This window comes from Variovorax fucosicus (assembly GCF_030316825.1).
In the GTDB taxonomy this organism is placed as follows: domain Bacteria; phylum Pseudomonadota; class Gammaproteobacteria; order Burkholderiales; family Burkholderiaceae_C; genus Variovorax; species Variovorax fucosicus.
Window position 1 is genome coordinate 25,122 of sequence record NZ_JASZYU010000007.1, and the last position, 24,907, is coordinate 50,028.

Here is a 24,907-nt window from a genome sequence, read left to right on the forward strand (position 1 = left end):
TCAGTGGCTCATTGCGACGAAATCAATCGCCGCCGCGATGACTGCCGGGTTGCCCAGGAGGCGCCGATGGCCCAGCCCCTCCACGCGCATGTGCCGAGCGCCGGGCCACACGCTGGCGGAATCCAGGCTCTCTTCGATTGCAACGACGCGGTCGTCGGCGGAATGAATGAAGAGCGCCCGCTGGCGAAGTTGCGGCGCGCGGCGCGGCAGCGAGATCTCTCGCACATCTGCCCCAACTGCACTGCTTATCGACGCCAGCATGGCTTCAGTGGCCTCGCCGTCCAGGCCCGCCGCGGCAGCAAAACCGCGTGCATGGCGTTCATAGTGGGCTGGTGCCGAAACCAGCACAGCACGCTGCACCACCAGCCCCGCGTGCAGCGCTTCCGCCAACACCGCCGAGCCGATCGAGTGCGCGATCACCGCGTGCAGCGGTCCGATCGCCTCGCCCACCGCGCGCAACGCGCGGGCGCACTGTGGGATCGACGTTTGCCGTCCTGCAGAGTCACCGTGCGCCGGAAGATCCATTGCAAGCACGCTGAAGCCGGCGTCGAGCAGCGGGGGGGCGAAGGCAGCCAGATCGGAAGCCTGCCCTTCCCAGCCGTGAAGAAGCAGCACCGCAGGGCCACTACCGGCGCGCTGCAGTGCAACCTCGCCCTCCGGCGTCGCGATGCGCAGCGCCTCACCGCCTTCGAGCGTTAGCGGCTCGCGCTGCGGCGGACGCCGCGGCGTCAGAAAGGCGCGTGCGACCTGTTCGGGATGCGGGCGCACAACATTGGAGTCAATCATCGTGCTCATTTGCATGATATCCATCATATTTTTGGTCAAGCTGCGCGCCGCCATGGCTCGCAGGACGTCAGTCGCTAGCTGGGACGAGGTGGCGCAGCGCGGCCTCGCGCAGCCCGTCGGAAAGGCGCGGGTCATCGACCGCACGCGCCAGCGACAGGGCACCGACCATCGTGGCCACCATGACGAGTGCGCGCTCGTGAGCACCCGGTTCACCCCAGTCGGGCGCCTGGCGGCCGACGAGATCGATCATCTCCTTGATACGGCGAGTGGCGGCTCGCCGCACCTCGGGCGCCTGCCGCGGCATCTCCGAGCCGAGTGCGGCAGCTGGACAACCCCTCTCGATGCCTTCGAGATGCTCCTTTGAGAGATACGCGCGCAGCAGCGACTCCAGCGCATGCTGCGGCGGCGCACCGGCAGCGATGCGCGCCGACGTAGCGACAGCTTCGGCGCCGGCGCGATCCGCCGCCTCGGCAAGCATCGCCTCGCGCGACGCGAAGTGGGCATAGAAGCCGCCGTGAGTCAGGCCAGCAGCCTTCATGATGTCGGCGACACCGGTTCCGCTGTAGCCGCTGCGCCGAATGGCACGCGCGGCCGCCTCGACGATGCGTTCATGCGACGCTTCCTTGCGGCTATGTATGGCTCGTTTCATGGCTAAATGGTTTTTTTATGATCACCATCATATCGAGTTTCAGCACGCCAGGCAACCCCGCACCTTCTGGCCAAGTCGAGCACAAACGATTCTTGGAAGAGCTCTTGACGATCCTAGATGTTGATTATACTATATGATGAACATCATCTTTAGCGGCTCGCGGTTCACTTCTCGCAGATAGCGAACACGCTCTGGGCGCGCGGAGAGCCTGACGCGAGCCCCGAATCACGGAGACAGCCATGCCCGCCGCCTGCTCATTGCAGCAATCTTTGTCGTTCAAGATTCGCTTCCCCTCGCTCGCTTTCGAAGGCCACGGCGTCGACTTTCCATGTGATGAGGCCGGCCGGGTCGACCTAGATGGACTTGACGAGTGCGCGCGTTGGAACTATCTGTTCGCGCACCCATGATCGGGCGCGAATACGGAAGGCCCAGCGCATACGCGGGCGAGCCTCGGAAATTGTCAGCAACCCTCAAAGGATTCCCATGAGCAAGGATGTCGTCATCTGTTCGCCCGTTCGCAGCGCAATCGGTAGCTTCGGCGGTTCGTTGAGAGATACCCCGACGAGCGCACTTGGCGCCCATGCCATAGCCGCCACCTTGCGGCGCTCCAAGTTGGATCCCACGCTGATTGATTCGGTGGTGATGGGCAATGTCGTACAAGCTGGCAACGGTATGAACGTCGCGCGGCAAGTCGCGATCCACGGCGGGCTGCCGGTGGCTGTGCCAGCGATGACGGTCAACCGTGTATGCGGCTCGGGCGCTCAAGCCGTGGCCACGGCGTATGCAGAGGTCGCTGCGGGACTGTCGCGGATGGTGATCGCGGGCGGCGTCGAGAACATGGACCGTGCACCCTACCTGCTGCCCGGCATGCGCTTCGGTACACGGATGGGCAACGCCGAGGTGGTTGACTCGCTGCTGCTGGACGGCTTGCACGATGCCTTCTCGACGCGACATTCAGGATGGCACACCGAAGACCTCGTGCAAAAACACGGCCTCACGCGGGAGGCGCAGGACGCGTTCGCGGCGCAGAGTCAGCAGCGCTTTGCCGCCGCTCAAGCAGCCGGGTGGTTCAAGGACGAGATCGAGCCGCTGCCCCTCAAGGGCAAGAAAGGTCCGATCACGTTTGCGGCAGATGAATCGAACCGTCCCGACACGACAGTGGAATCGCTCGCCCGGCTGAAGCCCGTGTTCCGTCCCGATGGCACGATTACCGCCGGCAATGCGCCAGGTGTCAACGCTGGTGCCGCTGCGATGATCGTCTGCGACAGCGCGATGGCACACGATGCCGGCCTCGAGCCGCTACTTGTTGTCCGCGGCATCGGTGTTGCCGGCGTCGAACCCGGATTCTTTGGGCTGGGCCCCTTGCCGGCGATCCGCCAAGCCTTGGACCGCGCCGGCTGGAGCATAGGCGAGATCGACCGCTTTGAAGTGAATGAGGCCTTCGCTGCCATTGCCATCGTTGTACGCGACGAGTTGGACATCGACCCGTCGCGTTTCAATGTCGACGGCGGCGCTATTGCACATGGGCACCCAATCGGCGCAACCGGGGCGATCCTCATCACCAAGGTGGCCCATGCGCTGGAGCGCACCGGGGGCCACAAGGCTGTGGTGTCACTATGCATCGGCGGCGGTCAAGGCATCGCCTTGTGCCTGGAGCGCGCTTAGTCGCGGCACAGCGGCCTGCGTACGTTGTGAGAATCGACAACGAATCTCTATGCAACGAGCGAACGTCGACATCGAGCGCAAACTAGGAATACCTTCGTGCTTCGCACTGGGGTATGAACGTGCTTGGGGCCGCCCGGCGCTCGCTCAGACCTCCAGCCACTCCTTGCGGGTCGACGCATCGGCACGCAGGCTGTCGGGCGTGCCGTCGAACACGATGCTGCCGTGGCCCATGACGAGCGCGCGGTCGGAGATCTGCATCGCAATGGTGAGCTTCTGCTCGATCAGGAGCACGGAGATGCCCTTGTCCTTGAGCGTGCGCAGGTACTGGCCGACGAGCTCGACGATCTTGGGCGCAAGGCCCTCGGTGGGCTCGTCGATGATGATCAGGTCGGGGTCGCCCATCAGCGTGCGGCACAGGGTCAGCATCTGCTGCTCGCCGCCCGAAAGCACGCCGGCCTCGGTGTGCTGGCGTTCCTTCAGGCGCGGGAACATCGCGTACATGTCGTCGAAGCTCCAGCGGCTGCCCTTGCCCTTGCCCTTCTGGCCGAGCAGCAGGTTCTGGTGCACCGTGAGCTTGGGGAAGATGTCGCGGTTCTCGGGTACGTAGCCGATGCCCAGGTGGGCGATCTTGTAGGCCTTGCGGCGCAGGATGTCCTGCTCCTTCCAGTGCAGGCCGCCTTCGGCATGCACCAGTCCCATGATGGCCTTGGCGGTGGTCGAGCGGCCCGAGCCGTTGCGACCCAGGAGCGCAACGATTTCGCCGGCGCCGACGCTGAACGAAACCCCGTGCAGCACATGGCTCTTGCCGTAGTAGGCATGGACGTCTTGCAGCTTGAGCATGCTCAATGTCCTCCGTGCTGGGCGTCGGCGACTGAGGAGCCCAGGTAGGCCTCCTGCACGCGCGCGTTGGCGCGCACCGCCGCTGGCGTATCGAAGGCGATCACTTCGCCATACACCACCACCGCAATCTTGTCGGCCAGGCCGAACACCACACCCATGTCGTGCTCCACGGTCAACAGCGTCTTGCCGACGGTGACCTCCTTGATCAGCGCAATGAAATGCGCGGTTTCGGTCTTGCTCATGCCGGCGGTCGGCTCGTCGAGCAGGATCACGCTGGCGCCGCCGGCGATGGTCACGCCGATCTCCAGCGCGCGCTGCTCGGCATAGGTGAGGTTCACCGCCTGCACGTCGCGCTTCTTCTCCAGGCCGACCTGGCGGATCAGCTGCTCGGTGCGCTCGTTGGCGTCTTCCAGGTTCGAGAGGAAGCGCAGGAAGGTGTAGCGGTAGCCCAGGCTCCACAGCACGCCGCAGCGCAGGTTCTCGAACACGCTGAGCTTCGGGAAGATGTTGGTGATCTGAAAGCTGCGCGAGAGGCCCAGCCGGTTGATCTCGAACGGCGTCTTGCCGTCGACGCGCCGGCCGTTGAGCAGCACCTCGCCGCTGGTGGGCGCGAGGCGTCCGCTGATCAGGTTGAACAGCGTCGACTTGCCGGCGCCGTTGGGGCCGATGATGGCGATGCGGCCGCCCGCCTCCACCGCGAGGTCGACGCCGCGGATGATCTCGGTCTTGCCGAAATTCTTGCGCAGCGCCTTGAGTTCGAGCGCGTGCGTCATGCGGCCTCCCGTTGCTTGATCTCGGCTTCGATTTCTTCCTGCGCCTTCCCCCAGGCGCGCACAAAGCGGCGACGGACGACTTCGAGGAGCCCCAGGCCCACCGCCAGTAGCGCGACAGCACCCAACCAGTTCGCTGGGCTCGTCGTGTCGAAGTTCACGTCGAAGAAGCGCAGGCTCGAACCTGATGCAGCATTGAGTTGGATGTGATAGATCATCTCGATCAGAAAAGCTGCACCGGTCACAGCGAGAACCGCCGTGATGAGCAGACCGATGTAGAGCGTCCAAAGCCGATGGAGCTTGCCGAATTTGGCGACGCGCAGGTTCATCATGATCAGGCTCGCGATGCCGCCGGGCGCGAACATCACCATGAACACGAACACCAGGCCGAAATACAACTGCCAGGCCTTGGAGAGTTCAGACAGCAAGATCGACGCGAAAACCAACAACACAGCACCGATGATCGGTCCGAAGAAGAGCACCGCTCCGCCCAGGAAGGTGAACAGAAGATAACCGCCAGAGCGGATCACACTAAGGCTGTCGGCCGCGTTGACGATCTCGAAGTTGATCGCCGCCAGCCCGCCGCCGATGCCGGCGAAGAAGCCCGCGATGATGAAGGCGAAGTAGCGCACGCGCTGCGTGTTGTAGCCGATGAACTCGACCCGCTCCGGGTTGTCGCGCACCGCGTTCAGGATGCGGCCGAGCGGCGTGCCCGTAAAAGCATACATGAGCGCCGTGCAGACGAAGCAATAGGCGGCGATCAGGTAGTACACCTGGATCTGCGGGCCGAAGTTGAAGCCGAAGAAGGTCGGGCCGTACACCCGGTCGGTGGTGATGCCACCCTCGCCACCGAAGAAACTCGGGAACATCAGCGCCATGGAAGCCACCAGCTCGCCGATGCCCAGGGTGATCATCGAGAAGGTGGTGCCCGACTTCTTGGTCGTGACGAAGCCCAGCAATATCGCGAAGAACATGCCAGCCAGGCCGCCCACCAGGGGAACGGCCACGAGCGGAATCTGTAGCCCGCCCTTGCCGCCCATGTTCATCACGTGGATGGCAAGGAAGGAGCCGAGTCCGACATACACGGCATGGCCGAAACTCAGCATGCCGCCCTGTCCCAGCAGGATGTTGTAGCTCAGACAGATGATGATGATGTAGCCCATCTGCGAGAGCATCGTCAACGCCAGACTGCCGCGAAACAGTAGAGGCGAGACGACCAAGAGCAGAGCGAACAGCGACCAAACCAGCACGCGGCCGATGTTCCAGGGCGTGTAGCGGATGTACGACATGGTTGCAGTTGTCATCGGTTCAGCTCTCGCGTGTGCCGAGAAGACCCTTGGGCCGGAAGATCAGGATCAGCACGAGGAACAGGAACGGCAGGATCGGAGCCACCTGGGAGATCGTGAGTTTGAAAACTTCGTGGCCGAAAGTTTGGTCAGTGACCGCCACACCCAGGGCCTGCAGACCGCTCGCGAGCGAATGGTCTACCGCGACCGCGAAGGTCTGGACGATGCCGATCAGCAGCGAGGCCAGGAAGGCGCCGGCCAGCGAGCCCATGCCGCCCACCACGACGACCACGAAGATGATGGAGCCGACCGAGGCCGCCATGGCGGGCTCGGTGACGTAGGTGTTTCCTCCCACCACTCCGGCGAGACCCGCCAACGCAGAACCGCCGCCGAACACCAGCATGAACACGCGCGGCACGTTGTGGCCGAGTGACTCCGTAGCGTCGGGGTGCGTCAGCGCCGCCTGAATCACCAGGCCGATGCGGGTGCGCGTGAGCAGCAGCCACACCGACAGCAGCATCAGCAGCGCCACCAGCATGATGAAGGAGCGCGACTTCGGGAACTGCGTGCCGTAGAGCGTGAAGAGCGGCCCCTGCAGCTGCGTCGGCAGGCCGTAGGGCACAGTGGAGCGCCCCCAGACCAGTTGCACGAGCTCGAGGATCAGGTAGGACAGCCCGAAGGTCACGAGCAGTTCCGGCACATGGCCGAACTTGTGCACGCGCCGCAGGCTGTAGCGCTCGAAGCCGGCGCCCAGCAGGCCGACCAGGAGCGGCGCGATGAACAGCGCCGGCCAGAAGCCGACGATCCCGGACAGCGTGTAGGCGATGTAGGCACCCAGCATATAGAAACTGGCATGCGCAAAGTTGAGTACACCCATCATGCTGAAGATCAGCGTCAGACCGGAGCTCAACATGAACAATAACAATCCGTAGCTGATACCGTTGAGCAAAGAGATGGCGAAGAATTCGATGTTCATCGGTCTTTCGGATACGTGAAGAAGAAGGGCCCGAGTAGTGAAGTCGGGCCTCGACCGGTCAGCGCTCGTTCAGGAGATTGGCCGCTTCATCTGACACGAAGTCGGCGTGCTGGAGACATAGGGCGCGTAGTGCTTCACCGGGGCCAGGGTGTAGCCGGAATTTTCCGCATCGTAGGGGTACTTGGCGCTCTTCTTTTCCCAGCGGGTGACGTACAGGCTTTGTTGCAACTGGTGGTCGGACTTCCGCATTTCGATCTCACCGTTGAAACTCTTCAGCTTCATGCCCTCCATAACCGCGGCCACCTTGACGGGGTCGGTCGACTTCGCTTCAGCGAAGGCGGCATCGAGCAACGAAAAGACATGGTGAATCGACGGCTGATAGAGATCTTCATTCGTCTTCTTCTTGAACGCCTCCATGCTCTTCTGAATGTCGCCGCCCATGTTGTGGTGGGCATAAGCCACATTGAAAACCCTGCCTTCAGACGCACTACCCATGGCCGTCGGTGTTCCTGTGGCGTAAGCGTAGTAGGTCAGAAACTTCACATTGTTCAGGCCGGCGTCGTTCGCCGCCTTGAGCAACAACGACAGATCGGATCCCCAATTCCCCGTGATGACGGAATCAGCGCCAGATTGCTTGATCTTCGAGATGTACGGAGAGAAGTCACGTACCTGGGCCAGTGGATGCAGATCTTCACCGACGATCTGAACGTCTGGACGCTTTGCCTTCAAGCCTTCCTTTGCGTACTTGGCCACCTGCACGCCATGCGAGTAGTTCTGACCCAGGATGTAGACCTTCTTGATGTCCGACTGGTCCTTGATCCATGTGGTGAGCGCTTCCATCTTCATTGATGTGTCGGCTTCCACCCTGAAATGCCAGTAGCTGCACTTGCTATTGGTCAGATCGGGGTCCACTGCCGAATAGTTCATGAACAGCATCTCCTTGCCGGGGTTGCGCGAATTGTTCTTCTCGATCGCATCGATGATGGCTAGCGCCGGCCCGGAGCCATTGCCCTGCATGACGTAGCGCGCGCCCTGGTCCTGCGCCGACCGCAGGGCGCTCGCGGTCTCCTGTGGGCTTAGCTTGTTGTCCAGCCCGATGATTTCGAACTTCACACCCGATCGGTTCTTCTTGTTGAATTCCTCCGCGAGAAATTGCGTGGTCTTGAACTGATTGGTTCCCACAGCGGCCATCAGGCCGGACAGCGGATCGATCCAGGCAATCTTGACCGTCTCTCCCTGCTGGGCCGTGGCAAAGGTGGTGCTCGCAAGCATCGCGCAGGTCAACGTGGTGTTGATGAAAAGTCTCATTTCTGTCTCCATTTTGGCTAGGCTTCTTGATAGGAATGACCGTGGCCTATCGGCGGTTGGTCGGCATGCTGGGCGCGCGTCTCAATAGGGGTTAGGCCATTGCGTCCGACTTCTTGTAGATGCTGTTGACGGGACTCAGGAACAGCCGGCGCACCATGGGCTCGAACTCCGACAGCGGCAGCGTCTCGGCCTTCGGGTCGAAGGCCGGGCTGTCGTACAACTCGCAGAACTCCGCCGTCCGGTCGTAGTGCGGATGTCCACTGAACTGCTCGCGCATATCGCGGTCCATGCCCAGGTGATGGAAGAAGTAGTAGCCCTGGAAGATTCCGTGGTTCTGGACCATCCAGTGATCAGCTTCGCTCACGAACGGCTTGAGCACCGCCGCTGCGATGTCGGGATGGTTGAACGTTCCCAGGGTGTCGCCGATGTCGTGCAGCAAGGCACAGCACACATAGACCTCATCGCGATCGTCGCGCCAGGCCCGAGTGGCTGTTTGCAAGGAGTGATCGAGCCGGTCGATGGGAAAGCCCCCAAAGTCGCCCCGAAGCAGACTCAGGTGATGAAGGACACGGTCTGCCAGCCCCTTGGAGAAAGACTGGAACTCGCCGGCGATCACTTTCCAATCCTGGGCTGTGCTCTCCTGAAAGCTCCGAAAAGTTGCGCGTTCCATCATGGAAATACATCCGTTTAGTCATGAATGCTGCGCATCTTAGGAACCTCAGGCCTCCTCCAATTGCAAGCCGCCTGACAATCCGCGGGTAAGTCCTAGCCGCTTGCACTCTCCCTCCAGTACCAAGCCATTTCTCTGGCGGGCAGCCCGCGCGGCAGTCAATGGACTTCAGGCGACCACGCTTGGGACTCTGGCATCCGCAGACCATGGAAGAGACCTCCTTGCCGGCGCTGACGGCACAAGACTGCTGACCACATCCAGCCGACTGACTTGCTCGGCTGATAACTCGAACGAGAGCGCGCCGAGGTTGCTGTTGAGCTGCGCAATAGTTCTCGGGCCAATCATCGGAACAGCACCGTGCGTGCCTGCCCAGGCAATAGCGACCTGGTCAGCTCCGACGCCAAGTTCATTCGCGATAGCTAGCACCGTGTCGAGCACCTGCGTGCGCTGCGATGAATTCTCCGGTTGGAATACACGGCCACCGAATCCTTCGGCGCGCCCCTTCTCACCCTGCCGGTACTTGCCGGTGAGCATGCCACCGCCCAACGGCGACCAAGTGACGACACCGAGCCCAAGCGCCTCGGACGCTGGGAAGAGGTCGGCTTCGGGCTCGCGATGGACCAGGCTGTGCTCAAACTGCGCGGCTGCGATAGGGACTGCTCGGGTCACTTCCGCTAGCGTGACAGCGCGTGCGATCCGCCAGGCTGGAAAGTTCGAGAGCCCCGCATAGAGGATCTTGCCGGCCCGCGCGAGATCTTCGAAGCCACGGACGATTTCTTCGGCGGGGGTAGCGCCGTCGGGATGATGTACCCAGTAGATGTCGATCCGATCGGTCTTGAGCCGCTTGAGGCTCGACTCAACGGACGCGACCATGGACTTTCGGCTATTGCCAGTGACCAGCCGATTGGCATTGGGAACGGCGCCGTTGGTGAACTTGGTCGCGAGAACGAAATCTTCACGCCGCCCTTCCAACAGGACTCCAAGCGCCTCTTCTGATTGCCCAAACTGGTAGACGTCCGCTGTGTCGATGAAGTTGCCGCCCGCATCGGCATAGGCGTTGAAAACCGCCTTGCTCTCCTCAGAGTCAGCGCCATAGCCCCAGCCGGTCCCGAAGTTGCCCGTGCCGAGGGCGACTTGCGAGACTCTGAGGCCCGTCTTTCCAAACAAGGTGTACTTCATGCGTTGCTCCATTGGTTGATTCGAGATGACGTTCTCGTTCTAGTCTGAGACGAGCCTTCAGCTCGCGATGAGGGTGCGCACAACAACAGCGCGGCATTGCAGGCGGCGGGCCGGCGTCACAGCACCGGGCCCAGAAGATAGATGACTGGTTCGGCCGCCAGCAGTTGCGGCGCCTTGACGAAGAAGGCCTGAACGTCGGGCTTTTGCCGGTGGGCGTCGGAGTCGGCCTTGCTCTCCCAGATTTCGTAGAGCAGCCAGGTCGTCTCGCCAAGCTCCTTGTGGTAGTTGAAAGTCACTACCCCCTTGTCCTTGCGCGTCTCGACGACGTTCTCCTGAACCAGGGCTGCGAATTCTTCGGCGTGCTCGGGCTTGACCTGCAGCACGACACACAGCGAATAGGGCTCTGACATGAGGGACTCCTTGAGGTGCGTGGGATAGCGGATGAGGAAGGAAACTCAGGCGTTCACATCGACGACCGTGCGGCCACGCACTTGACCTTGCAGGATGCGCCCAGCGACGCCCTGAACCCCGGCCAGCCCGACCAACTGCGTGGTCGAGGCCAGCTTGGCGGGGTCGAGGTCGCGTGCCAGGCGCGACCAGGCCTCCAGGCGAACCGCCTGCGGCGCGTTGACCGCGTCGATGCCGGCCAGCGTGACGTTGCGCAGGATGAAGGGAAGGACCGAGGCGGGCAGGTCCTGGCCCTGCACCATACCGAAGGCGGCCACCACGCCTCGATAGGCGGTTTGTGCCAGAACGTTGGCCAGCGTATGGCTGCCCACCGTGTCGACGGCGCCGGCCCAACGTTCGCGAGCGATGGGCTTGCCCGGCTCGGACAGGGTGTGGCGGTCGATGATTTCGGCGGCGCCCAATTCGCGCAGGTAGTCGGCCTCCTGCGGGCGCCCGGTGGAGGCGACGACCCTATAGCCGAGCTTGGACAGCAGTGCGATGGTGATGGAGCCGGCGCCGCCGTTGGCGCCGGTGACCAGGATGTCGCCGCGCTGCGGTGTGAGGCCGCCATGCTCCAGGGCCATGACGGCGAGCATCGCGGTATAGCCGGCGGTGCCGATGGCCATCGCGTCCCTGGTGGAGAACACCTCGGGCAGCTTGATTACCCATTCGCCCGGTACCCGATTCCTCTGGGTGAACCCACCATGGTGGGTCTGGCCCAGGCCCCAGCAGTTGACCACCACCTTGTCACCCGGTTGGATGCCAGGATGACTCGAGGCGCGAACGGTGCCGGCCAGATCCGCACCTGGGATCAGCGGGAAACGCTCGATGATCGGGATGCGGTTGGTCAGAGCCAAGCCGTCCTTGTAGTTGACGGTGGAGTACTCGACATCGATGGTGACGCCGCCGCCCATCAGGTCTTCGTCGTCCAATTGAGCCAGGTCGATTGAGAAGTTGCCGTCGCCCTTGGTGGCAAGCAGTGCCTTGAAACTCATGTGTCGCTCCTTGAAGGGATGAAGGGAGGCGCAGTCCGATCGCGCGCAGGCCGCTACCAAACTTCCTTGTAGGGCCGCAAGTCCAGCTCCTGTGTCCAAGCCGATTTCGGTTGACGGTGCAGCGTCCAATAGTTCTCGGCAATTGCGTCGACATCGAGCAGGCCGTCGGCTCCCAGGTGCTCTACCCTCTTCGGGGAGGCCGCCTGAAGCCGGTCCCCGAACACTCCGCCATCAACGATCACATGCGCTACATGCAGGCCCTGGGAGCCGTACTCGCGCGCCATGCTCTGCGCGACCATGCGCAGCCCGGCCTTGGCAGCGGCGAAATGGGCGAATCCGGGTTTGCCACGCAGACTGCCGGAAGCACCGGTGAAGACGATCGTGCCGCGAGCCAGCGGAAGCAGTCGACGCGCCGCCTCGCGCCCGACCAGGAAGCCGGCATAGCAGCCCACGCGCCAGAAATCCTCAAACTGTGTAGCGCTCAGTTCGGTGAAATCGAGGCGTGCGTTGTTGCCGGAGTTGGAAACGACCACGTCCGCTGGTGCCCGGCTCGGCCCCGGACTCATCGCGCGGTCGAATGCGGCGATCACCTGCGATTCGTCGGTGGCATCGACCTGCAGTGCCTCGGCGCTGCCGCAGCCCGACGCCGCGATCTGCGCGACGACCTGCTCGATCTTGGCCAGCGTGCGGCCGGTGACGATCACATGGTAGCCCTCGCGGGCGAAGCGCCGGGCCACTGCGGCACCGATGCCGCGCCTTGCGCCGGCGCCGAACACGATGGCGGTAGGCTGAGCCATGTCACATCTCCTTCGTTCGTTGGGACAGGCCCGTAGCAGGGCCCGACGGATTCATTTCAGCTTGGACTGGCCGATGTAGTGGCCCAGGCGGCGCTCCAACTCCGCAGGCCCGTGTTCGGCGGCCAGCTTGCCCATCCGTGGGCGCTGCGCCTGGAACCCCGGCCACGTCAGCGAGTTGCTGTACTCCGCATAGGCGGCATGCAGATCGGCATCGGGCGGCAACGTGGCGCGATTGACCTGCGCCTTGGCGCCGGCCAGGGACTGCTTGTCGAAACTGGCCAGTCGCGTGGAGAGCGCTTCGACGAAGGCATCGAGTTCGGCATCGGGCAGCGCCCGGGTGACCATGCCCAGTCGCTCGGCGTCCGCACCACGGTAATCCTGGCTGCTCAGAATGACTTCCAGCGCCCGGTCGCGGCCCACCAGGCGTGGCAGGCGTTCGCTGGCGCCGCCGCCCGGCAGAATGCCGGTGCCAACCTCGGGCTGGCCGAACCAGGCTTGCTCGACGCTGGCATAGCGCAAGTCGCAGGCCAGCGTGAATTCGTTGCCGCCGCCGCGGGTACGGCCGCGGATGCTGGCGATGCTGATCACCGGTAGGCGGCTCAGGCGCATCACCAGGTCGACCCAGACCGGAGTCGCTGGATTACCGGGCAGCATGGGGAAATCCTGCGCCTTGCCCAGATCGAAGTGATTGATGAAATAGCCTTCGATCGAACTGTCGAACACTACGACGCGCAGCTCCGGATCCCGCTCTATGTCCACCACCACCGCATGCAGGGCCGACACCAGCTCCGGCACGATCAGATTGAAGGGCGGATTGGCGATGGTGATGCGCCAGAGCCGCGGGGTGCGCTTGTCGACCCGGATCAGCGTGGACGGCGTACGTGGCGTTGTGCCGGCCAGCGACTGCGCAGCAGCGGGCGCGGGCAATGCCAGGCTGGCGGCGCCGGCCATGGCCAGGGTGGCGAAATCGCGGCGCGAGAGCCCCTGTTTGAGGGGTTCTGCTTGCGGTGACGAACGGATGGGCATCTCTCTCCTAATGGCAATCTCCGGTCATGAGACCGTGTGGACACGTGCTGGGCGGTGCCATCCGGCGCCGCCCAGCGTCATCTGGTCAGGCCAGCACGGCCAGGTCGGCGGCATCGAAGACGCACAATGCGTCGCTCGGCATCAGGGCGCGTCCAGGAAGCGGGCGGCGGCCTCAGCGAACTCCTGCGGATACTGGAAGTGCGCGCCGTGCCCCGAGTCGGGGAACAGGTTCAGCCGCGCATCGGGCAGTTGTTGCTGCAAGATGAAGGAGTTCACCGTCGGCACCATGATGTCCTGGCCGCCGTTGACCACCAGCGTGCGCTGGGTGATCTTCTTGAGCTCGGCATAGCGCTCTTTCGGTATGCGTCCCCACTGCGTGATCGCGGCGAATTGCGCTTGGACAGCCTGGGGCTTCGGATCCGGCTCGCGATCGCTCTGCCGCGCGGTAGTGCGTGCGAGCCACGCCCTGCCTGCGGCCTGGCTCGTGGTGCTGGGCGCGAAGAACAGTTCTTGCCGTCGTTGGTCGCCTGTGACGTTTGGACGGGAAATGATTTCAGTCACCTGTGGCGTGTATTCCTGCATCCCTTCGCCACCGGAAGGCCCAGTGCCAACGAGGAGGAGGCGGCGCAGCAGGCTGGGTGAGTCCAACGCAACTTGCTGAGCAACGAAGCCACCAAGCGAAAAGCCGAAGACATCCACCTGCGAGAGTCCGAGTGCGCGAATGAAGGCGATGATGTCGGCCGCCAGCCCTCGCACCGAATCGGGGGTCTGGCCCTCGGAGCGGCCGACACCTCGGTAGTCCACGAGTACGACGGGGCGTTCCTGGGCCAGGCGATTGGTATGGATCGGATCGGCACTGTTCATCGTGCCCGCGAAGTGCTGCAGGCAGACCACCGGCGGTGCGCCTTCCTTGCCGAAACGGCGGTAGGCAAGGCGGACACCGCCGATGTCCTGGTAGCGAGTGGGCGCGGCGCCATGCAGGTCCGCCAGTGAGGCCGTTGCCGATTGGGCCAGGGCGTCGGTGCCCGAGGACAGCGTGACCGCGGCGCCCACGGCGATAGCCGATCCCGTGCCTGCGAGGAAGGTGCGCCGACTGGCATTAGGTTGATCATTCGTAGCCATATCTGCTCCCAGTTCAATCATCAAGAAACTGCGCGATAGCGATCGGCGGCATGCGCTTGGCGCAGATCCGCGAGCAGGCCTTGGCGGGCCCCATCCAAAGCATTCCAGTGAGCGGCGTCCTGCAGCGGAGGGATGGTCACCAGCTCTCGTCGATCGAAGCCGACCAGCGCGGCATCGACCAGTTCGCCCACGTCCATCAGATCGGACGGGTTGCTGACTTCGATGCCGGCGCGTTCCCAAATTTCCGTGCGGGTTCCCGCGGGCAGTACGGCTTGCACGTAGACGCCCTTGGGCGAGAGTTCCAGGCTCAGCCCCTGAGAGAGGAACAGAACGTAGGCTTTGGTCGCACCGTAGATCGACATGCCGAACTCCGGTGCCAGGCCGACCACCGATCCGAGATTGACGATCGCGCCTTCGCCAGCCTGCGCCAGGCGCGGGGCGATTGCAGCCGCCAGACGCGTGACGGCGGTGATGTTGAGTGCGACGAGGTGGTCGATGCTTTCTGAGGTCTGACCGACGAAGCCGCCCGACTGGGCCAGACCAGCGTTGTTGATGAGGATGCCGATGCGGGCGTCGTTGCGCAGACGCGCCTCGACGGTAGTCAGGTCGGCGGCCTCAGTCAGATCCGCCCGCAGCACGTCCACGCTGACGGCATGTTCTTCGCGCAGGCGGGCGGCCAGCGCGTCCAGTCGTGCCTGATCGCGTGCGACCAGCACGAGGTCGTGGCCGCGCCGCGCGAAGCGTTCGGCATAGGTTGCACCGATTCCAGTGGAGGCGCCTGTCACAAGGACAGATGAATGCGTGGTCATGTGTTCTCTCTTGGTAGTGTTGTCTGCCCAACGCACTTGCGTTCGGTGGGCATGGTCATTTCGAGTCCGTCCCATCACCCCAGTGCGTAGCCATCAATGCGGCGTTGTGTGGAGGGGATTCCTCTAGCTCGATAGCGCGTGACGAATCCCGCTTGATTTGGGTTCGGCCCACAGAGCGTGGCGGGATTGAATGCCGCCAGCGGCGCACCGGACTTCAGGCGCTCCACCAGATCGGGATTGCCAATGAACGGACGGCCGAAGGCGAACAGATCGGCGTTGCCTTCGTTAAGGCGCGAGGTAGCCCGTTCCAGGTCGTAGCCATTGTTGGCCAGATAGGTGTTCCTGAAACGCTTGCGCAGCGCATCAAAATCGAATGGAGCCACGTCGCGTGGGCCACCGGTGGCGCCCTCGACGACGTGCAGGTAGACCAGGCCCAGCGCGTCGAGTTGCTCGACCAGGTAGTTGAACTGCACTTGCGTATCGCTGCTGGAGATGCCGTTGGCAGGCGACATCGGCGAGATGCGGATGCCGGTTCGCGCGGCGCCGATCTCTTCGACAACGGCCTTGACCACCTCCAGCACGAAGTGGGCGCGATTTTCAAACGAGCCACCGTAGGCATCGGTGCGCTGGTTGGCGCCATCCTTGAGGAACTGATCCAGAAGGTAGCCATTGGCGCAGTGGATCTCCACGCCGTCGAATCCAGCCTTGATGGCATTGGCCGCGGCCTGACGGAAGTCGTTGGCGATGGCCGGCAGTTCAGCAAGTTCCAGCGCACGCGGTTCGGACACGTCAACGAATCCGTTGTCGACGAAGGTCTTGGTCTGGGTTCGGATGGCGGAGGGGGCGACTGACGCGGTGCCCCCGGGCTGAACAGAGATGTGCGAGACGCGGCCGACGTGCCACAACTGAACGAAGATCTTCCCGCCCTTGGCATGCACGGCATCGGTGACCTGGCGCCAGGCGTCGATCTGCGCAGGGGTGTAGAGACTGGGGGTGTCTTGGTAGCCGTGGGCCCGGTCCGAGATCTGGGTGGCTTCGGTGATCAGCAGACCGACAGAGGCGCGCTGCCTGTAGTACGTGGCGGCCAACTCGCTGGGCACCAAGCCGGCACCAGCGCGGTTGCACGTCAGCGGTGCCATCACGATGCGGTTGGCAAGGGTCAGCGAACCGAGTGTGTAGGGCTCGAACAGGGTCCTGTCGATCATGTCGAAGTGCAGCGTGAGAGGCTGGTTGCGATCGGAAGCGCGCGTTGCAGCATGGCCGCCTGGATGGGCAGGCCGCCATACGCGGACGTCACTCCTCCAGGAACTGGATGGCGTGCTTGAGAAAGCGCTCCGGATACTGGAACTGCGCACCGTGCCCTGCATCGGGGTAGATCAGCAACTGGGCATTCGGAATGTTCTGCGACAGATGCCAGGAGTTGATCGTCGGGATCATGATGTCGTTGACGCCGTTGAGCACCAGCGTGGGTTGCGTGATGGCGTTCAGGTGGGCATACGGGTTCTCGCCCGACAACGGCTGCAGGTAGGCCGCATGCGCTTCGGCCTGAGCCTTGGCCACCGCGAGCGAACTCGGCGGATCCTGATCCTTGCGCAGATGGCGCCGTTCCCAGAATGCCCTTCCTGCCTGCTTTGCGGCCTCCGAGCGGCCGAAGAACAGGGAGAGGAAGTCTTCAGCCGTGGGAACCGGGTTGCCCGCCACCTTCGGCACCCCTTCATCCATCTTCGGGTCGCCGCCGCGCAGACCGGTGCCGAGCAGCAGCAGCTTGCGCACCAGTTGGGGATGGCGCAGCGTCACCTCCTGCACTTGGAAGCCGCCGATTGAGAATCCGATCAGATCAACCTGGGCCAGGCCCAGCGCCCGGATCACCAGCGCGATGTCGTCGGCCAAGTCCTCGATGCAGTTGCGCGGCGTGCCGCTCGACGAGGCGATTCCACGGCCGTTGAAAAGGATGACTTCGCGGCCCTGGGCCAGTCCATCGGTCAGCAGCGGATCCCAATGATCGAGACCCGCACGATAGTGCGGCACGAAGAACAGCGGGGGCTGGCCGCTGGAGGCATTGCCCCAGCGGCGGTAGGCGAACTTGTCGCCATCTACTTCGATGAAACGGGTCGGTGCAGTCAGGTGTGTGTCGCTCATCTCGCAAGTCCTCGTAGCAATTGACGATCCCGTATGATGATTATCATCATCTTTACTGTCAACGCCTTTGATGATGTTCAACATCAATGTATATTCACTGCAAGTACTTGTGTGAACGCAAAAGGACATAACGCTATGAAGGTCACCAAGGCGCAGGCACAGGCGAACCGCGCGCGCATCGTCGAGACAGCATCAACTCTGTTTCGCGAACGCGGCTACGATGGTGTTGGCGTGGCTGATATCTCGGCCGCAGCCGGCTTCACGCATGGCGGTTTCTATCGACATTTCCCATCCAAGTCCCACCTGATGGCGGAAGCCGCAGCCCGCGGGATCTCGACGACGGTCGAGAACACGGACGGCGTGGATATCGCTGCTTTCTTCAAGCGCTATGTATCCCGTGCCCACCGTGATGCGCGAGGCGTGGGCTGCACCATGGCGGCTCTGTGCGGAGATGCTGCGCGTCAATCGGATGACGTCAAGACGGTCTTTGCTGCCGGGATCGATACGCTTCTCGAGGCACTGGAACACGAAGGGGCTGCGCTGAAAGACGGCGACCGGCGGAAGTTCAGAGCCGAAATGATCAATGCGCTGGCCCACGCAGTGGGAGCCGTTGTGCTGTCCAGGGCCTGCCCGGACGATTCGGCGCTCGCCGACGAAATTCTCAAGGTGTGCCGCAAACAGATCGTGATGGAACTGCGGCCCGTTGCGGCGGGTTAGCTTTCCCAACATCCCCGGATGACGCTCCTGTAGGTCGCCAGGATGGCGGGGCGCACCTGGCACTACTGCAGTACCCGATGCGCTGAACGCTTCGATGCGGATCCGACGCGCTATGCCGCCAACGCAACACAGGCGACGCCCGCAAGCGCCTCCCGTACCCTCCTCTCATGGACCTGCCCACCATGATGGCGGTCACCGTCACGCCGCCGGGCCACCGGTCCGTCAGAGTTGAGCGGCTGGCCCAGACGCTACTTCGCCTGAGCGCGTGCGTCCGCGGGGTGAGACATCGTCGAGATGATCTTGCTGTTGACGCGCGAGCCCGAGGCGACGTTCTGGTCAGGAGCAGAAGCAGAACGAATTGCTTCGGCTTCCACGATGGCGCGATCCTTCGATGCGGCGACTGTTTCCGGACCGCGGGAACCACGGGCTACGTTCTGATTCGGAGCCGATGCCGCGCGCACGGCTTCAGCGTTGACGTCTTCGCGCATCCTTGCGGACACGGCGGGGTGAACGCCGTCGTACGGTTCGGCTTGAACGCCAGTTGCGGCCAAGAGGGTCAATGCAGCAGCGGAGAGAATGTTCAAAGTCTTCATGGCAGTTTCTTCAGTGTTGGGAATGAGGTGCTAGCAGCGGGTCTTTTCGATCCATCTGCAAGGTCAGTTTCGCAGTTGAACTAACTATCGGATCACTCCAGTAGGGCACACCATGTTTCCAATAATGAAACAGTCTCGTTGATGGCACTTTTCTAACACTTCAGAAGATCAGCAAGCTCAATCAGATCTCGGGCGTGAAGGGTGTTGTCCGCATTCGGCGAAACGTCCTTTTCCTGGAGAGAACCGTACTCCAGTGGCCGCTCGATGTAGGCGGTCTTCAGTCCACATGCGCGGGCATGGGCCAAGTCATCTTGATGGGCTGCAACCATCACGACTTCGCTCGGATCGATACCGAATACCCGCGCGACCCCCAGATAGGCCGCTGGATCAGGTTTGTACTTGTGAAAAACTTCCGCCGACAGAATGCAGTCCCAGGGCAGTGACGCATGCTTCGCCATGTTGGCAAGCAATCCGATGTTGCCGTTAGACAAGGTACAAATCGTATAGCGCGACTTCAATCGTGTGAGTCCTTCCACGCTATCAGGCCATGGGTCTAGTCGGTGCCAGACCCTGTTCAGGTTGAACTTCTCGACCTCCGTCAGATGCGTCAACCGGAACCTCTCCAGAAGCTCGTCCAGAATCATCCGGTGAAGATCGTCGATCGAGGTCCAGCCGAGTTCGCCGGACATGACCTTCCGGATCGCCGGCATGTAGCCGGCTCTCCAGGCAAGCGCGAACTGGTTGCTGTCAACGTCGAGATTCATCGACCGAACCTCTCGCACGACGCTCTTGTGCCAATCGACTACCGTTCCGAAGACATCGAAGGCCAGTACCTTGGTGCCAGCGGCTCCTTGGAAGTTCATGTTCTTCATCAGATGTCGTATCCGGGGTTTGCGCGCTCCAACTTGCGCAACAGCGCCGGCCACACGAAGCGGCCACCGATGCCGCCGGTCTGCGCGCGTGCATCGGCCTCCGCGGTCGCCTGAACGGACTCGTCGACCGTCGTCAACGGACCGCCCGCCTGCGCCGCAACCTGAATCTGGCAAGCGCTCTCCAAGATGTACATGGCCAGGAAGGCATCGGGGATCGTCGCACCCACGGTGAGCAGGCCATGGTTGCGCAGCACCAGATAGTTCGCCTTTCCCAGGTCCGCCTGCAATCGCGGCTTCTCTTCGTCGCGCAGTGCGATGCCTTCGTAGTCGTGGTACGACAGTGAATTTTGAATCACCATTGACTGTTGCGATATGGGAAGCAATCCGCCCTGCTGTGCACTGACGCCGACGCCGGCACGGGTGTGCGTGTGCAACACACACTGAACGCCCGGCCGAGCGGCATGAATGGCGCTATGAATGACGAAGCCGGCGCGGTTCACAGTGAAAGGTGATCCGGTGAGTTGGTTGCCTTCCGCATCGACGCGAAGGAGCGAAGAGGCCGTGATCTCGTCGAACAGCAAGCCGTATGGGTTGATCAGGAAGTCATGCGCGCCGCCCGGCAAGCGCGCACTGATGTGCGTGAATACTAGATCGGTCCAGCCATGCAGCGCCACGAGGCGGTAGCAGGCGGCCAGGTCGCAACGCAATTGCCATTCTTCGGCACTGACGACTTCTTTGAGGGATGGGATATGCACGATGAACTCCTTTGGACGGGGGATCGATGACTACGGCGGAACGCTACAAGCTACGCGGCGCCCACGGTCTGCGCCTGCTGCGCTCGCATCAGTTTCTTGTCCAGCTTGCCCACGCTGGTCTTGGGTAGGTTGTCGACGAGCATCACTTCCTGCGGAATGGCGAACTTTGATATGACGCCCGCATCCGCGAACGTCTTGACGTGGGCACGGATGGCGTCGCCATCGAGAACGGCACCCGCCTTGAGTACCACGATGGCGGCAGGACGCTCGCTCCAGCGCGGGTCGGGAATTCCGATGACCGCGGCCTCCTGGACCTGGGGATGCTTCAACAAGATGTCCTCCAGCTGCAACGAAGAGACCCATTCACCGCCGGTCTTGATCACGTCTTTCAGGCGGTCGACGATCCGGACGCATCCGTCCGGATCCATCACCGCGATGTCGCCCGTATGCAGCCAACCGCCACGCCAAAGCGCCTGGCTGGCCTGCGCGTCACCGAGGTAGGACTGTGTGAGCCAGGGCGAACGGGCCACGAGTTCGCCGGGCGAGTTTCCGTCGCGCGGCTGGTCGTTCATCGCGTCGTCGACCACGCGCAACTGGACGAACGGAACTGCCCAGCCCGCATGGCAGCGGGCCGCGACTTCCTGGTCGCTGGGCGATTCGGAATGTGCAGACCGGGGTTGCGCCAGCGTCAGGATGGGGCCCGTTTCCGACATGCCGTAGCCGGCGAACACGTCGATCCCCCGCGCCATGGCGGCCTTGGCCAGCGATTGCGGGAGCGCTGCTCCGCCTATGACCACTGTCCAGCCGTCCAGGCGCTGGCCCTTTTCCGCCGCCGAGTTAAGAATCATCTGCAGGATAGTCGGCACGCAGTGGGAGAAGCTGACCTTCTCGCGTTCGAACAGGGCCAGCAGGCGGTCGGGGATGTAGCGCCCCGGATAAACCTGTTTGACGCCCATCATCGTGGCCACGTACGGCAGGCCCCACGCATGCACGTGAAACATGGGGGTGACCGGCATGTACACATCGTCGTGGTTGAAGCGGCCCGCGCCCGGCCCTGAAAGGGCGGCTCGGCTGGCCAGGGTGTGCAGCACGAGTTGGCGATGGCTGAAGTGCACGGCCTTGGGCAGGCCAGTGGTACCGGTCGTGTAGAAAGTGGTTGCCCGCGTCGACTCTTCCAGGTCGGGCCATGCGTTCACCGGACGCGAGCCCGCGAGCAATGCCTCGTACTCGGCGACGATGGGCAGACGCGTCTCGCGCGGGCTCGCCGCATCCGACAGGAGCACCAGTTGCTTACCCGGATCCACGCGGTCCCAGATGGCCTCCAGCATTGGCAGGAACTCAGCATTGACGAGGATGAAGTCGTCCTTGGCGTGGTTGATGGTGTAGAGCAGTTGCTCGACCGAGAGCCGCACGTTGACCGTGTGCAGCACCATGCCTGCCATTGGCACCGCGAAGAAGCACTCGAGATAGCGATTTGTGTCCCAGTCCATCACGGCGATGGTGTCGCCCGGACGCGCGCCGAGTGACGCAAGCCCGGCCGCCAGACGGCCGATGCGCCGACCCAGTTCGGAATAGTCGAAGCGCACGGCATCGCCGCACACAATCTCTTGTGAAGGACTGCGTGCCAGCCCGGCCTCCAGCAGTTGCTTGATCAGCAGCGCGTTTGCACCAAAGGCTTCGGGCGGATCGTTCGGTTTCATGGCTATAGGTACCCTTTCAATGGTTTTTCGTAAAAAAGTCGACGAGCGCAGCGTTGACCGCCTCCGGTTGTTCTTGTTGCACCCAATGCCCGGCGTCGGCAATGAAGCGGGTCGAGATCCAGCGAGTGCATGCATCGCGCTCCATGGCGTCGAGCGCCCCCGGTAGCATGTGCACGCCCCAGTCCAACTCCCCGGCGATGAAGCAGCTCGGTACGTCGACAGTCAATCCGGCGTAGACCTGCAGCCCCCGCTGCATCGCGGGGCTCGTGGCAGCCCGGTACCAGAGCAGCCCTCCCTGGAAGCCCGTGCGGCCAAACTCCTCGCCGTACACGCTCAGCGACTCTTCCGACAGCCATCGGCTGGGGCTCACCTCGCGCTGCGCAATGCTTTGCGCCACGGTGTCGGCCATGCCCAGTCCCGCGTCCATCACGTAGTAGGTGGGTAGTCGGGCCAGCGATGACGCGCTCAGGTCGGGCAAAGGCCGGGGCCGCTCGTCAGCCCCCTCCGCGCTCTTGAGGTGGTAGTACCCGCGCAAGAACTCGCGCAGACCTTGGCGTGCGCCGTGCATTTCGACGTTGGCATCGGGACCCGAGTAATACAGCTGGTAGTGCTTGCGCGGGCGTTCCAGGGTTGAGAGGCCGGCAAGCGCTTCTGAGAGTTGCCGGGCGCGCGGGCCAGGCCTGGCAACGTCACCCGGCGATCCGGCGAAAGGCGTGGCCAGCATCGCCAGCGAACGAAAGACGTCGGGGCGGATCAGCGCGCACCAAGCCGCGACGTGCGAGCCGAAGTCGTGGCCGACCACGGCATGCACCGATGTCTTTCCAAGCACTTGGACCAGGCCCAAGATGTCGAGCACAAGGTTGTCCATGCGAAAGGCTCGCAGGTCGCTGCTCGGACCGGCGGTCCAGCCCGTGGTTCGGCCATAGCCGCGCTGGTCAGGCGCCACCACGTGGAAGCCGGCTTGCGCCAGCGCAAGCAACTGGTGTCGCCAGCTGAAAGCCAACTCAGGGAAGCCGTGCAAGAGTATGACCATCGGCGTCTCGGGACTTGCATCGCCCGCTTCCAGCCAATGCATGCAAAGGCCGTTGCCATTGTCGGCATGGCGTGCGCGCACGTGGGAGTCCAGAGGCAAGGGGGTCAAGGCGGACTGCTCGGCCATGGTTCAGCGCGCGTAGATGTCTGCCATTTTTTCGCTCGGTGCAGAACGGAGCGAAGCAGCACCGCGCCGAATCGAGCCGCTACCAACCATCAAGGCAGCGCCCGCCAGCATGATGCCGGCGATGATCAGCAGGCCGCCCGTCAGGCTGCCGGTGGTCTGCTTGATCACGCCCAAGATGTAGGGGCACGCCAATCCCGCCAGGTTGCCCAAGCTTGTGATGATCGCAATGCCTGCGGCGGTCGATTGCCGCGATAGCTCTGTCGTCGCCACTGCCCAGAACACCGGCAATGCCGAGACGGATCCCGCAATTGCAATCGAGATCAATGCCACGGACAGCCACATATCGGCAGTGGTCCAGCTCGTCAGCGCCAGCCCTACTCCACCGACGGCCACCGCGGCGGCATAGTGCCAGCGACGCTCGCCACGCTTATCAGAGTGGCGGCCGTACAGAATCATCGCCAGCGCCGCGAACGCGTAGGGCACGGCGGAGATCAGCCCAATCATCTGCATGCTCTTGACGCCAAGGCCCTGGATCATCGTCGGCATCCAGAAACTCAGGGTCGTTCCGCCGCAAACGGCCGCGAAGTACAGGAACGACAGCAGGTAGACCTTGGGGTCGCGCAGTGCGGCGAGGGCAGCCTCCACGGGCGGCGTGGATCCATGCGGCGCCGCGTCCTTGGGCAGGTCGACACGGATCAGTCGCTTTTCGTCCTCGGACAGCCACTTGGCCTCTTCAGGCGAGTTGGACAGACATGCGTAGACCACGAAACCCAGCGCTGCGGCCGGCAGGCCTTCGAGCAGGAACATCCACTGCCAGCCTCGCAGGCCACGCCAACCATCGAGGTTCTGCAGAATCCAGCCGGACATCGGACCTGCGATGAGCCCACCCACAACCGTTGCGCTCATGAACAAGGCGATGATGCGTGCTCGACGCGCCGCCGGGAACCAGAAAGTCAGATACAGCACGATGCCCGGAAAGAAACCAGCCTCGAAGGCGCCCAACAGGAAGCGGGCAATGTAGAACTGCGTTGGCGTGGTGACGAACATCGTCGCCGCCGAGATCAGGCCCCAGCACACCATGATGCGCATCATGGTCAGGCGCGCACCGATGCGCATCAGCAGCACGTTGCTGGGCACCTCGAAGAGGGCATACCCGACGAAGAAGATGCCCGCGCCGAGACCATAGATGGCATCGGTCAGATGCAGATCCGAGCTCATCTGCAGCTTGGCATAGCCGACGTTGATTCGGTCGATGTACGAGACGACGTAGGCCAGGAAGAGCAACGGTATCAGTCGCCATGTGATCTTCCGGTACATCGCCTTCCTGCGAAGCTCATGCGCGTCGATCAGGGGGGCCGGGTTCGCTGTTCGATTCATCGAAGGTCTTCAACGTTTCTTTGTGGTTTCGCGATGCCTCAGGTGCGCCGAGTCCGAGCAGCAGGACGCTGGAGAGACGCCAGTTGCCATAGGTGGCGCGGCCCATGTGCCTTGTCAGGCTTGGGCCATTGCGTCCGACTTCCTGTAGATGCTGTTGGCGGGACTCAGGAAAAGCCGGCGCACCATGGGCTCGAACTCCGACAGCTGGAGCGTCTCGGCCTTCGGGTCGAAAGCCGGGCTGTCGTACAGCTCAGGTGATGAAGGACACGG

The 24,907-nt window shown here is 63.0% G+C and carries 26 protein-coding genes; 3 read left to right on the plus strand and 23 right to left on the minus strand.

Annotated features, from left to right (window positions below; all coding sequences use genetic code 11):
- Positions 1-840: an alpha/beta fold hydrolase gene (locus tag QTI05_RS27375; RefSeq protein ID WP_286624960.1), complete on the minus strand. Its 840-nt coding sequence runs from the start codon at positions 838-840 to the stop codon at positions 1-3.
- 13 nt (positions 841-853) lie between these two features.
- Positions 854-1,435 carry a TetR/AcrR family transcriptional regulator gene (locus QTI05_RS27380; protein WP_286624959.1) on the minus strand — a complete coding sequence of 194 codons (582 nt, stop codon included), beginning with the start codon at positions 1,433-1,435 and terminating at the stop codon, positions 854-856.
- A gap of 239 nt (positions 1,436-1,674) precedes the next feature.
- Here QTI05_RS27380 and QTI05_RS27385 point away from each other — a divergent pair, with 239 nt between their 5' ends.
- Both QTI05_RS27385 and QTI05_RS27390 read left to right on the plus strand, forming a co-directional pair.
- Positions 1,675-1,842 (plus strand): hypothetical protein, encoded by a 168-nt coding sequence (locus QTI05_RS27385; protein ID WP_286624958.1) that lies wholly within the window; start codon positions 1,675-1,677, stop codon positions 1,840-1,842.
- 76 nt (positions 1,843-1,918) lie between these two features.
- A complete protein-coding gene (locus QTI05_RS27390; RefSeq protein WP_286624957.1) occupies positions 1,919-3,100 on the plus strand; it encodes a thiolase family protein in 1,182 nt (393 codons plus the stop codon).
- Positions 3,101-3,244: 144 nt separating this feature from the next.
- On the opposite strand, the gene QTI05_RS27395 is transcribed toward QTI05_RS27390, so the two are convergent.
- The 15 genes from QTI05_RS27395 to QTI05_RS27465 all read right to left on the minus strand — a co-directional run bounded on the left by QTI05_RS27395 (position 3,245) and on the right by QTI05_RS27465 (position 17,464).
- Positions 3,245-3,940 (minus strand): ABC transporter ATP-binding protein, encoded by a 696-nt coding sequence (locus QTI05_RS27395; RefSeq protein ID WP_286624956.1) that lies wholly within the window; start codon positions 3,938-3,940, stop codon positions 3,245-3,247.
- A gap of 2 nt (positions 3,941-3,942) precedes the next feature.
- Complete coding sequence (locus QTI05_RS27400; RefSeq protein WP_286624955.1) at positions 3,943-4,713, minus strand: ABC transporter ATP-binding protein; 771 nt, start codon at positions 4,711-4,713, stop codon at positions 3,943-3,945.
- Positions 4,710-6,014 (minus strand): branched-chain amino acid ABC transporter permease, encoded by a 1,305-nt coding sequence (locus QTI05_RS27405; protein ID WP_286624954.1) that lies wholly within the window; start codon positions 6,012-6,014, stop codon positions 4,710-4,712. Before QTI05_RS27405 ends, QTI05_RS27400 begins: the two co-directional genes overlap by 4 nt.
- A gap of 4 nt (positions 6,015-6,018) precedes the next feature.
- Positions 6,019-6,972 (minus strand): branched-chain amino acid ABC transporter permease, encoded by a 954-nt coding sequence (locus QTI05_RS27410; protein WP_286624953.1) that lies wholly within the window; start codon positions 6,970-6,972, stop codon positions 6,019-6,021.
- Positions 6,973-7,041: 69 nt separating this feature from the next.
- Positions 7,042-8,280: a branched-chain amino acid ABC transporter substrate-binding protein gene (locus QTI05_RS27415; RefSeq protein ID WP_444812972.1), complete on the minus strand. Its 1,239-nt coding sequence runs from the start codon at positions 8,278-8,280 to the stop codon at positions 7,042-7,044.
- 91 nt (positions 8,281-8,371) lie between these two features.
- A complete protein-coding gene (locus QTI05_RS27420; RefSeq protein WP_286624952.1) occupies positions 8,372-8,953 on the minus strand; it encodes an HD domain-containing protein in 582 nt (193 codons plus the stop codon).
- Positions 8,954-9,118: 165 nt separating this feature from the next.
- Positions 9,119-10,129: an aldo/keto reductase gene (locus QTI05_RS27425; protein ID WP_286624951.1), complete on the minus strand. Its 1,011-nt coding sequence runs from the start codon at positions 10,127-10,129 to the stop codon at positions 9,119-9,121.
- A 116-nt stretch (positions 10,130-10,245) separates the two neighbouring features.
- Complete coding sequence (locus tag QTI05_RS27430; RefSeq protein ID WP_286624950.1) at positions 10,246-10,539, minus strand: putative quinol monooxygenase; 294 nt, start codon at positions 10,537-10,539, stop codon at positions 10,246-10,248.
- Positions 10,540-10,584: 45 nt separating this feature from the next.
- Positions 10,585-11,571 (minus strand): acrylyl-CoA reductase (NADPH), encoded by a 987-nt coding sequence (gene acuI / locus QTI05_RS27435; protein WP_286624949.1) that lies wholly within the window; start codon positions 11,569-11,571, stop codon positions 10,585-10,587.
- A gap of 53 nt (positions 11,572-11,624) precedes the next feature.
- The gene (locus QTI05_RS27440; protein WP_286624948.1) at positions 11,625-12,368 is read right to left on the minus strand and encodes an SDR family NAD(P)-dependent oxidoreductase; all 744 of its coding nucleotides are present in this window, start codon (positions 12,366-12,368) and stop codon (positions 11,625-11,627) included.
- A gap of 51 nt (positions 12,369-12,419) precedes the next feature.
- Positions 12,420-13,394: an enoyl-CoA hydratase/isomerase family protein gene (locus tag QTI05_RS27445; RefSeq protein ID WP_286624947.1), complete on the minus strand. Its 975-nt coding sequence runs from the start codon at positions 13,392-13,394 to the stop codon at positions 12,420-12,422.
- Between the two features lie 141 nt (positions 13,395-13,535).
- Positions 13,536-14,537 (minus strand): alpha/beta fold hydrolase, encoded by a 1,002-nt coding sequence (locus QTI05_RS27450; protein WP_286657985.1) that lies wholly within the window; start codon positions 14,535-14,537, stop codon positions 13,536-13,538.
- A complete protein-coding gene (locus QTI05_RS27455; protein ID WP_286624945.1) occupies positions 14,537-15,325 on the minus strand; it encodes an SDR family NAD(P)-dependent oxidoreductase in 789 nt (262 codons plus the stop codon). Before QTI05_RS27455 ends, QTI05_RS27450 begins: the two co-directional genes overlap by 1 nt.
- Positions 15,326-15,399: 74 nt before the next feature.
- Positions 15,400-16,530, minus strand: a complete 1,131-nt coding sequence (locus QTI05_RS27460; RefSeq protein WP_286624982.1) for an alkene reductase — start codon at positions 16,528-16,530, stop codon at positions 15,400-15,402.
- A gap of 88 nt (positions 16,531-16,618) precedes the next feature.
- Positions 16,619-17,464, minus strand: a complete 846-nt coding sequence (locus QTI05_RS27465) for an alpha/beta fold hydrolase (RefSeq protein WP_286624981.1) — start codon at positions 17,462-17,464, stop codon at positions 16,619-16,621.
- A 135-nt stretch (positions 17,465-17,599) separates the two neighbouring features.
- Between QTI05_RS27465 and QTI05_RS27470 the strand changes: the two genes are divergently transcribed.
- Positions 17,600-18,181, plus strand: a complete 582-nt coding sequence (locus QTI05_RS27470; RefSeq protein WP_286624944.1) for a TetR/AcrR family transcriptional regulator — start codon at positions 17,600-17,602, stop codon at positions 18,179-18,181.
- Positions 18,182-18,429: 248 nt separating this feature from the next.
- Here QTI05_RS27470 and QTI05_RS27475 read toward each other — a convergent pair whose 3' ends face one another.
- The 6 genes from QTI05_RS27475 to QTI05_RS27500 all read right to left on the minus strand — a co-directional run bounded on the left by QTI05_RS27475 (position 18,430) and on the right by QTI05_RS27500 (position 24,637).
- Positions 18,430-18,774 carry a DUF4148 domain-containing protein gene (locus tag QTI05_RS27475; protein ID WP_286624943.1) on the minus strand — a complete coding sequence of 115 codons (345 nt, stop codon included), beginning with the start codon at positions 18,772-18,774 and terminating at the stop codon, positions 18,430-18,432.
- A gap of 152 nt (positions 18,775-18,926) precedes the next feature.
- A complete protein-coding gene (locus QTI05_RS27480; RefSeq protein WP_286624942.1) occupies positions 18,927-19,646 on the minus strand; it encodes a haloacid dehalogenase type II in 720 nt (239 codons plus the stop codon).
- Positions 19,646-20,401: a class II aldolase/adducin family protein gene (locus QTI05_RS27485; RefSeq protein WP_286624941.1), complete on the minus strand. Its 756-nt coding sequence runs from the start codon at positions 20,399-20,401 to the stop codon at positions 19,646-19,648. The genes QTI05_RS27480 and QTI05_RS27485 overlap by 1 nt, the downstream gene beginning before the upstream one ends.
- 50 nt (positions 20,402-20,451) lie before the next feature.
- On the minus strand, positions 20,452-22,101 hold the full coding sequence (locus QTI05_RS27490) for a long-chain-fatty-acid--CoA ligase (RefSeq protein WP_286624940.1): 1,650 nt from the start codon (positions 22,099-22,101) through the stop codon (positions 20,452-20,454).
- Between the two features lie 16 nt (positions 22,102-22,117).
- On the minus strand, positions 22,118-23,260 hold the full coding sequence (locus tag QTI05_RS27495) for an alpha/beta fold hydrolase (RefSeq protein WP_286624939.1): 1,143 nt from the start codon (positions 23,258-23,260) through the stop codon (positions 22,118-22,120).
- A gap of 3 nt (positions 23,261-23,263) precedes the next feature.
- Positions 23,264-24,637 (minus strand): MFS transporter, encoded by a 1,374-nt coding sequence (locus QTI05_RS27500; RefSeq protein ID WP_286624938.1) that lies wholly within the window; start codon positions 24,635-24,637, stop codon positions 23,264-23,266.
- Positions 24,638-24,907 lie beyond the last annotated feature (270 nt).

Coding starts and splice junctions, on each gene's coding strand:
- QTI05_RS27450 (WP_286657985.1), bottom strand. CDS start 14,537: ATGATTGAACTGGGAGCAGATATGGCTACGAATGATCAACCTAATGCC.
- QTI05_RS27395 (WP_286624956.1), bottom strand. CDS start 3,940: ATGCTCAAGCTGCAAGACGTCCATGCCTACTACGGCAAGAGCCATGTG.
- QTI05_RS27490 (WP_286624940.1), bottom strand. CDS start 22,101: ATGAAACCGAACGATCCGCCCGAAGCCTTTGGTGCAAACGCGCTGCTG.
- QTI05_RS27470 (WP_286624944.1), top strand. CDS start 17,600: ATGAAGGTCACCAAGGCGCAGGCACAGGCGAACCGCGCGCGCATCGTC.
- QTI05_RS27410 (WP_286624953.1), bottom strand. CDS start 6,972: ATGAACATCGAATTCTTCGCCATCTCTTTGCTCAACGGTATCAGCTAC.
- QTI05_RS27455 (WP_286624945.1), bottom strand. CDS start 15,325: ATGACCACGCATTCATCTGTCCTTGTGACAGGCGCCTCCACTGGAATC.
- QTI05_RS27475 (WP_286624943.1), bottom strand. CDS start 18,774: ATGAAGACTTTGAACATTCTCTCCGCTGCTGCATTGACCCTCTTGGCC.
- QTI05_RS27445 (WP_286624947.1), bottom strand. CDS start 13,394: ATGCCCATCCGTTCGTCACCGCAAGCAGAACCCCTCAAACAGGGGCTC.
- acuI (WP_286624949.1), bottom strand. CDS start 11,571: ATGAGTTTCAAGGCACTGCTTGCCACCAAGGGCGACGGCAACTTCTCA.
- QTI05_RS27405 (WP_286624954.1), bottom strand. CDS start 6,014: ATGACAACTGCAACCATGTCGTACATCCGCTACACGCCCTGGAACATC.
- QTI05_RS27430 (WP_286624950.1), bottom strand. CDS start 10,539: ATGTCAGAGCCCTATTCGCTGTGTGTCGTGCTGCAGGTCAAGCCCGAG.
- QTI05_RS27495 (WP_286624939.1), bottom strand. CDS start 23,260: ATGGCCGAGCAGTCCGCCTTGACCCCCTTGCCTCTGGACTCCCACGTG.
- QTI05_RS27375 (WP_286624960.1), bottom strand. CDS start 840: ATGGCGGCGCGCAGCTTGACCAAAAATATGATGGATATCATGCAAATG.
- QTI05_RS27420 (WP_286624952.1), bottom strand. CDS start 8,953: ATGATGGAACGCGCAACTTTTCGGAGCTTTCAGGAGAGCACAGCCCAG.
- QTI05_RS27380 (WP_286624959.1), bottom strand. CDS start 1,435: ATGAAACGAGCCATACATAGCCGCAAGGAAGCGTCGCATGAACGCATC.
- QTI05_RS27390 (WP_286624957.1), top strand. CDS start 1,919: ATGAGCAAGGATGTCGTCATCTGTTCGCCCGTTCGCAGCGCAATCGGT.
- QTI05_RS27465 (WP_286624981.1), bottom strand. CDS start 17,464: ATGAGCGACACACACCTGACTGCACCGACCCGTTTCATCGAAGTAGAT.
- QTI05_RS27400 (WP_286624955.1), bottom strand. CDS start 4,713: ATGACGCACGCGCTCGAACTCAAGGCGCTGCGCAAGAATTTCGGCAAG.
- QTI05_RS27425 (WP_286624951.1), bottom strand. CDS start 10,129: ATGAAGTACACCTTGTTTGGAAAGACGGGCCTCAGAGTCTCGCAAGTC.
- QTI05_RS27460 (WP_286624982.1), bottom strand. CDS start 16,530: ATGATCGACAGGACCCTGTTCGAGCCCTACACACTCGGTTCGCTGACC.
- QTI05_RS27440 (WP_286624948.1), bottom strand. CDS start 12,368: ATGGCTCAGCCTACCGCCATCGTGTTCGGCGCCGGCGCAAGGCGCGGC.
- QTI05_RS27500 (WP_286624938.1), bottom strand. CDS start 24,637: ATGAATCGAACAGCGAACCCGGCCCCCCTGATCGACGCGCATGAGCTT.
- QTI05_RS27415 (WP_444812972.1), bottom strand. CDS start 8,280: ATGAGACTTTTCATCAACACCACGTTGACCTGCGCGATGCTTGCGAGC.
- QTI05_RS27480 (WP_286624942.1), bottom strand. CDS start 19,646: ATGAAGAACATGAACTTCCAAGGAGCCGCTGGCACCAAGGTACTGGCC.
- QTI05_RS27385 (WP_286624958.1), top strand. CDS start 1,675: ATGCCCGCCGCCTGCTCATTGCAGCAATCTTTGTCGTTCAAGATTCGC.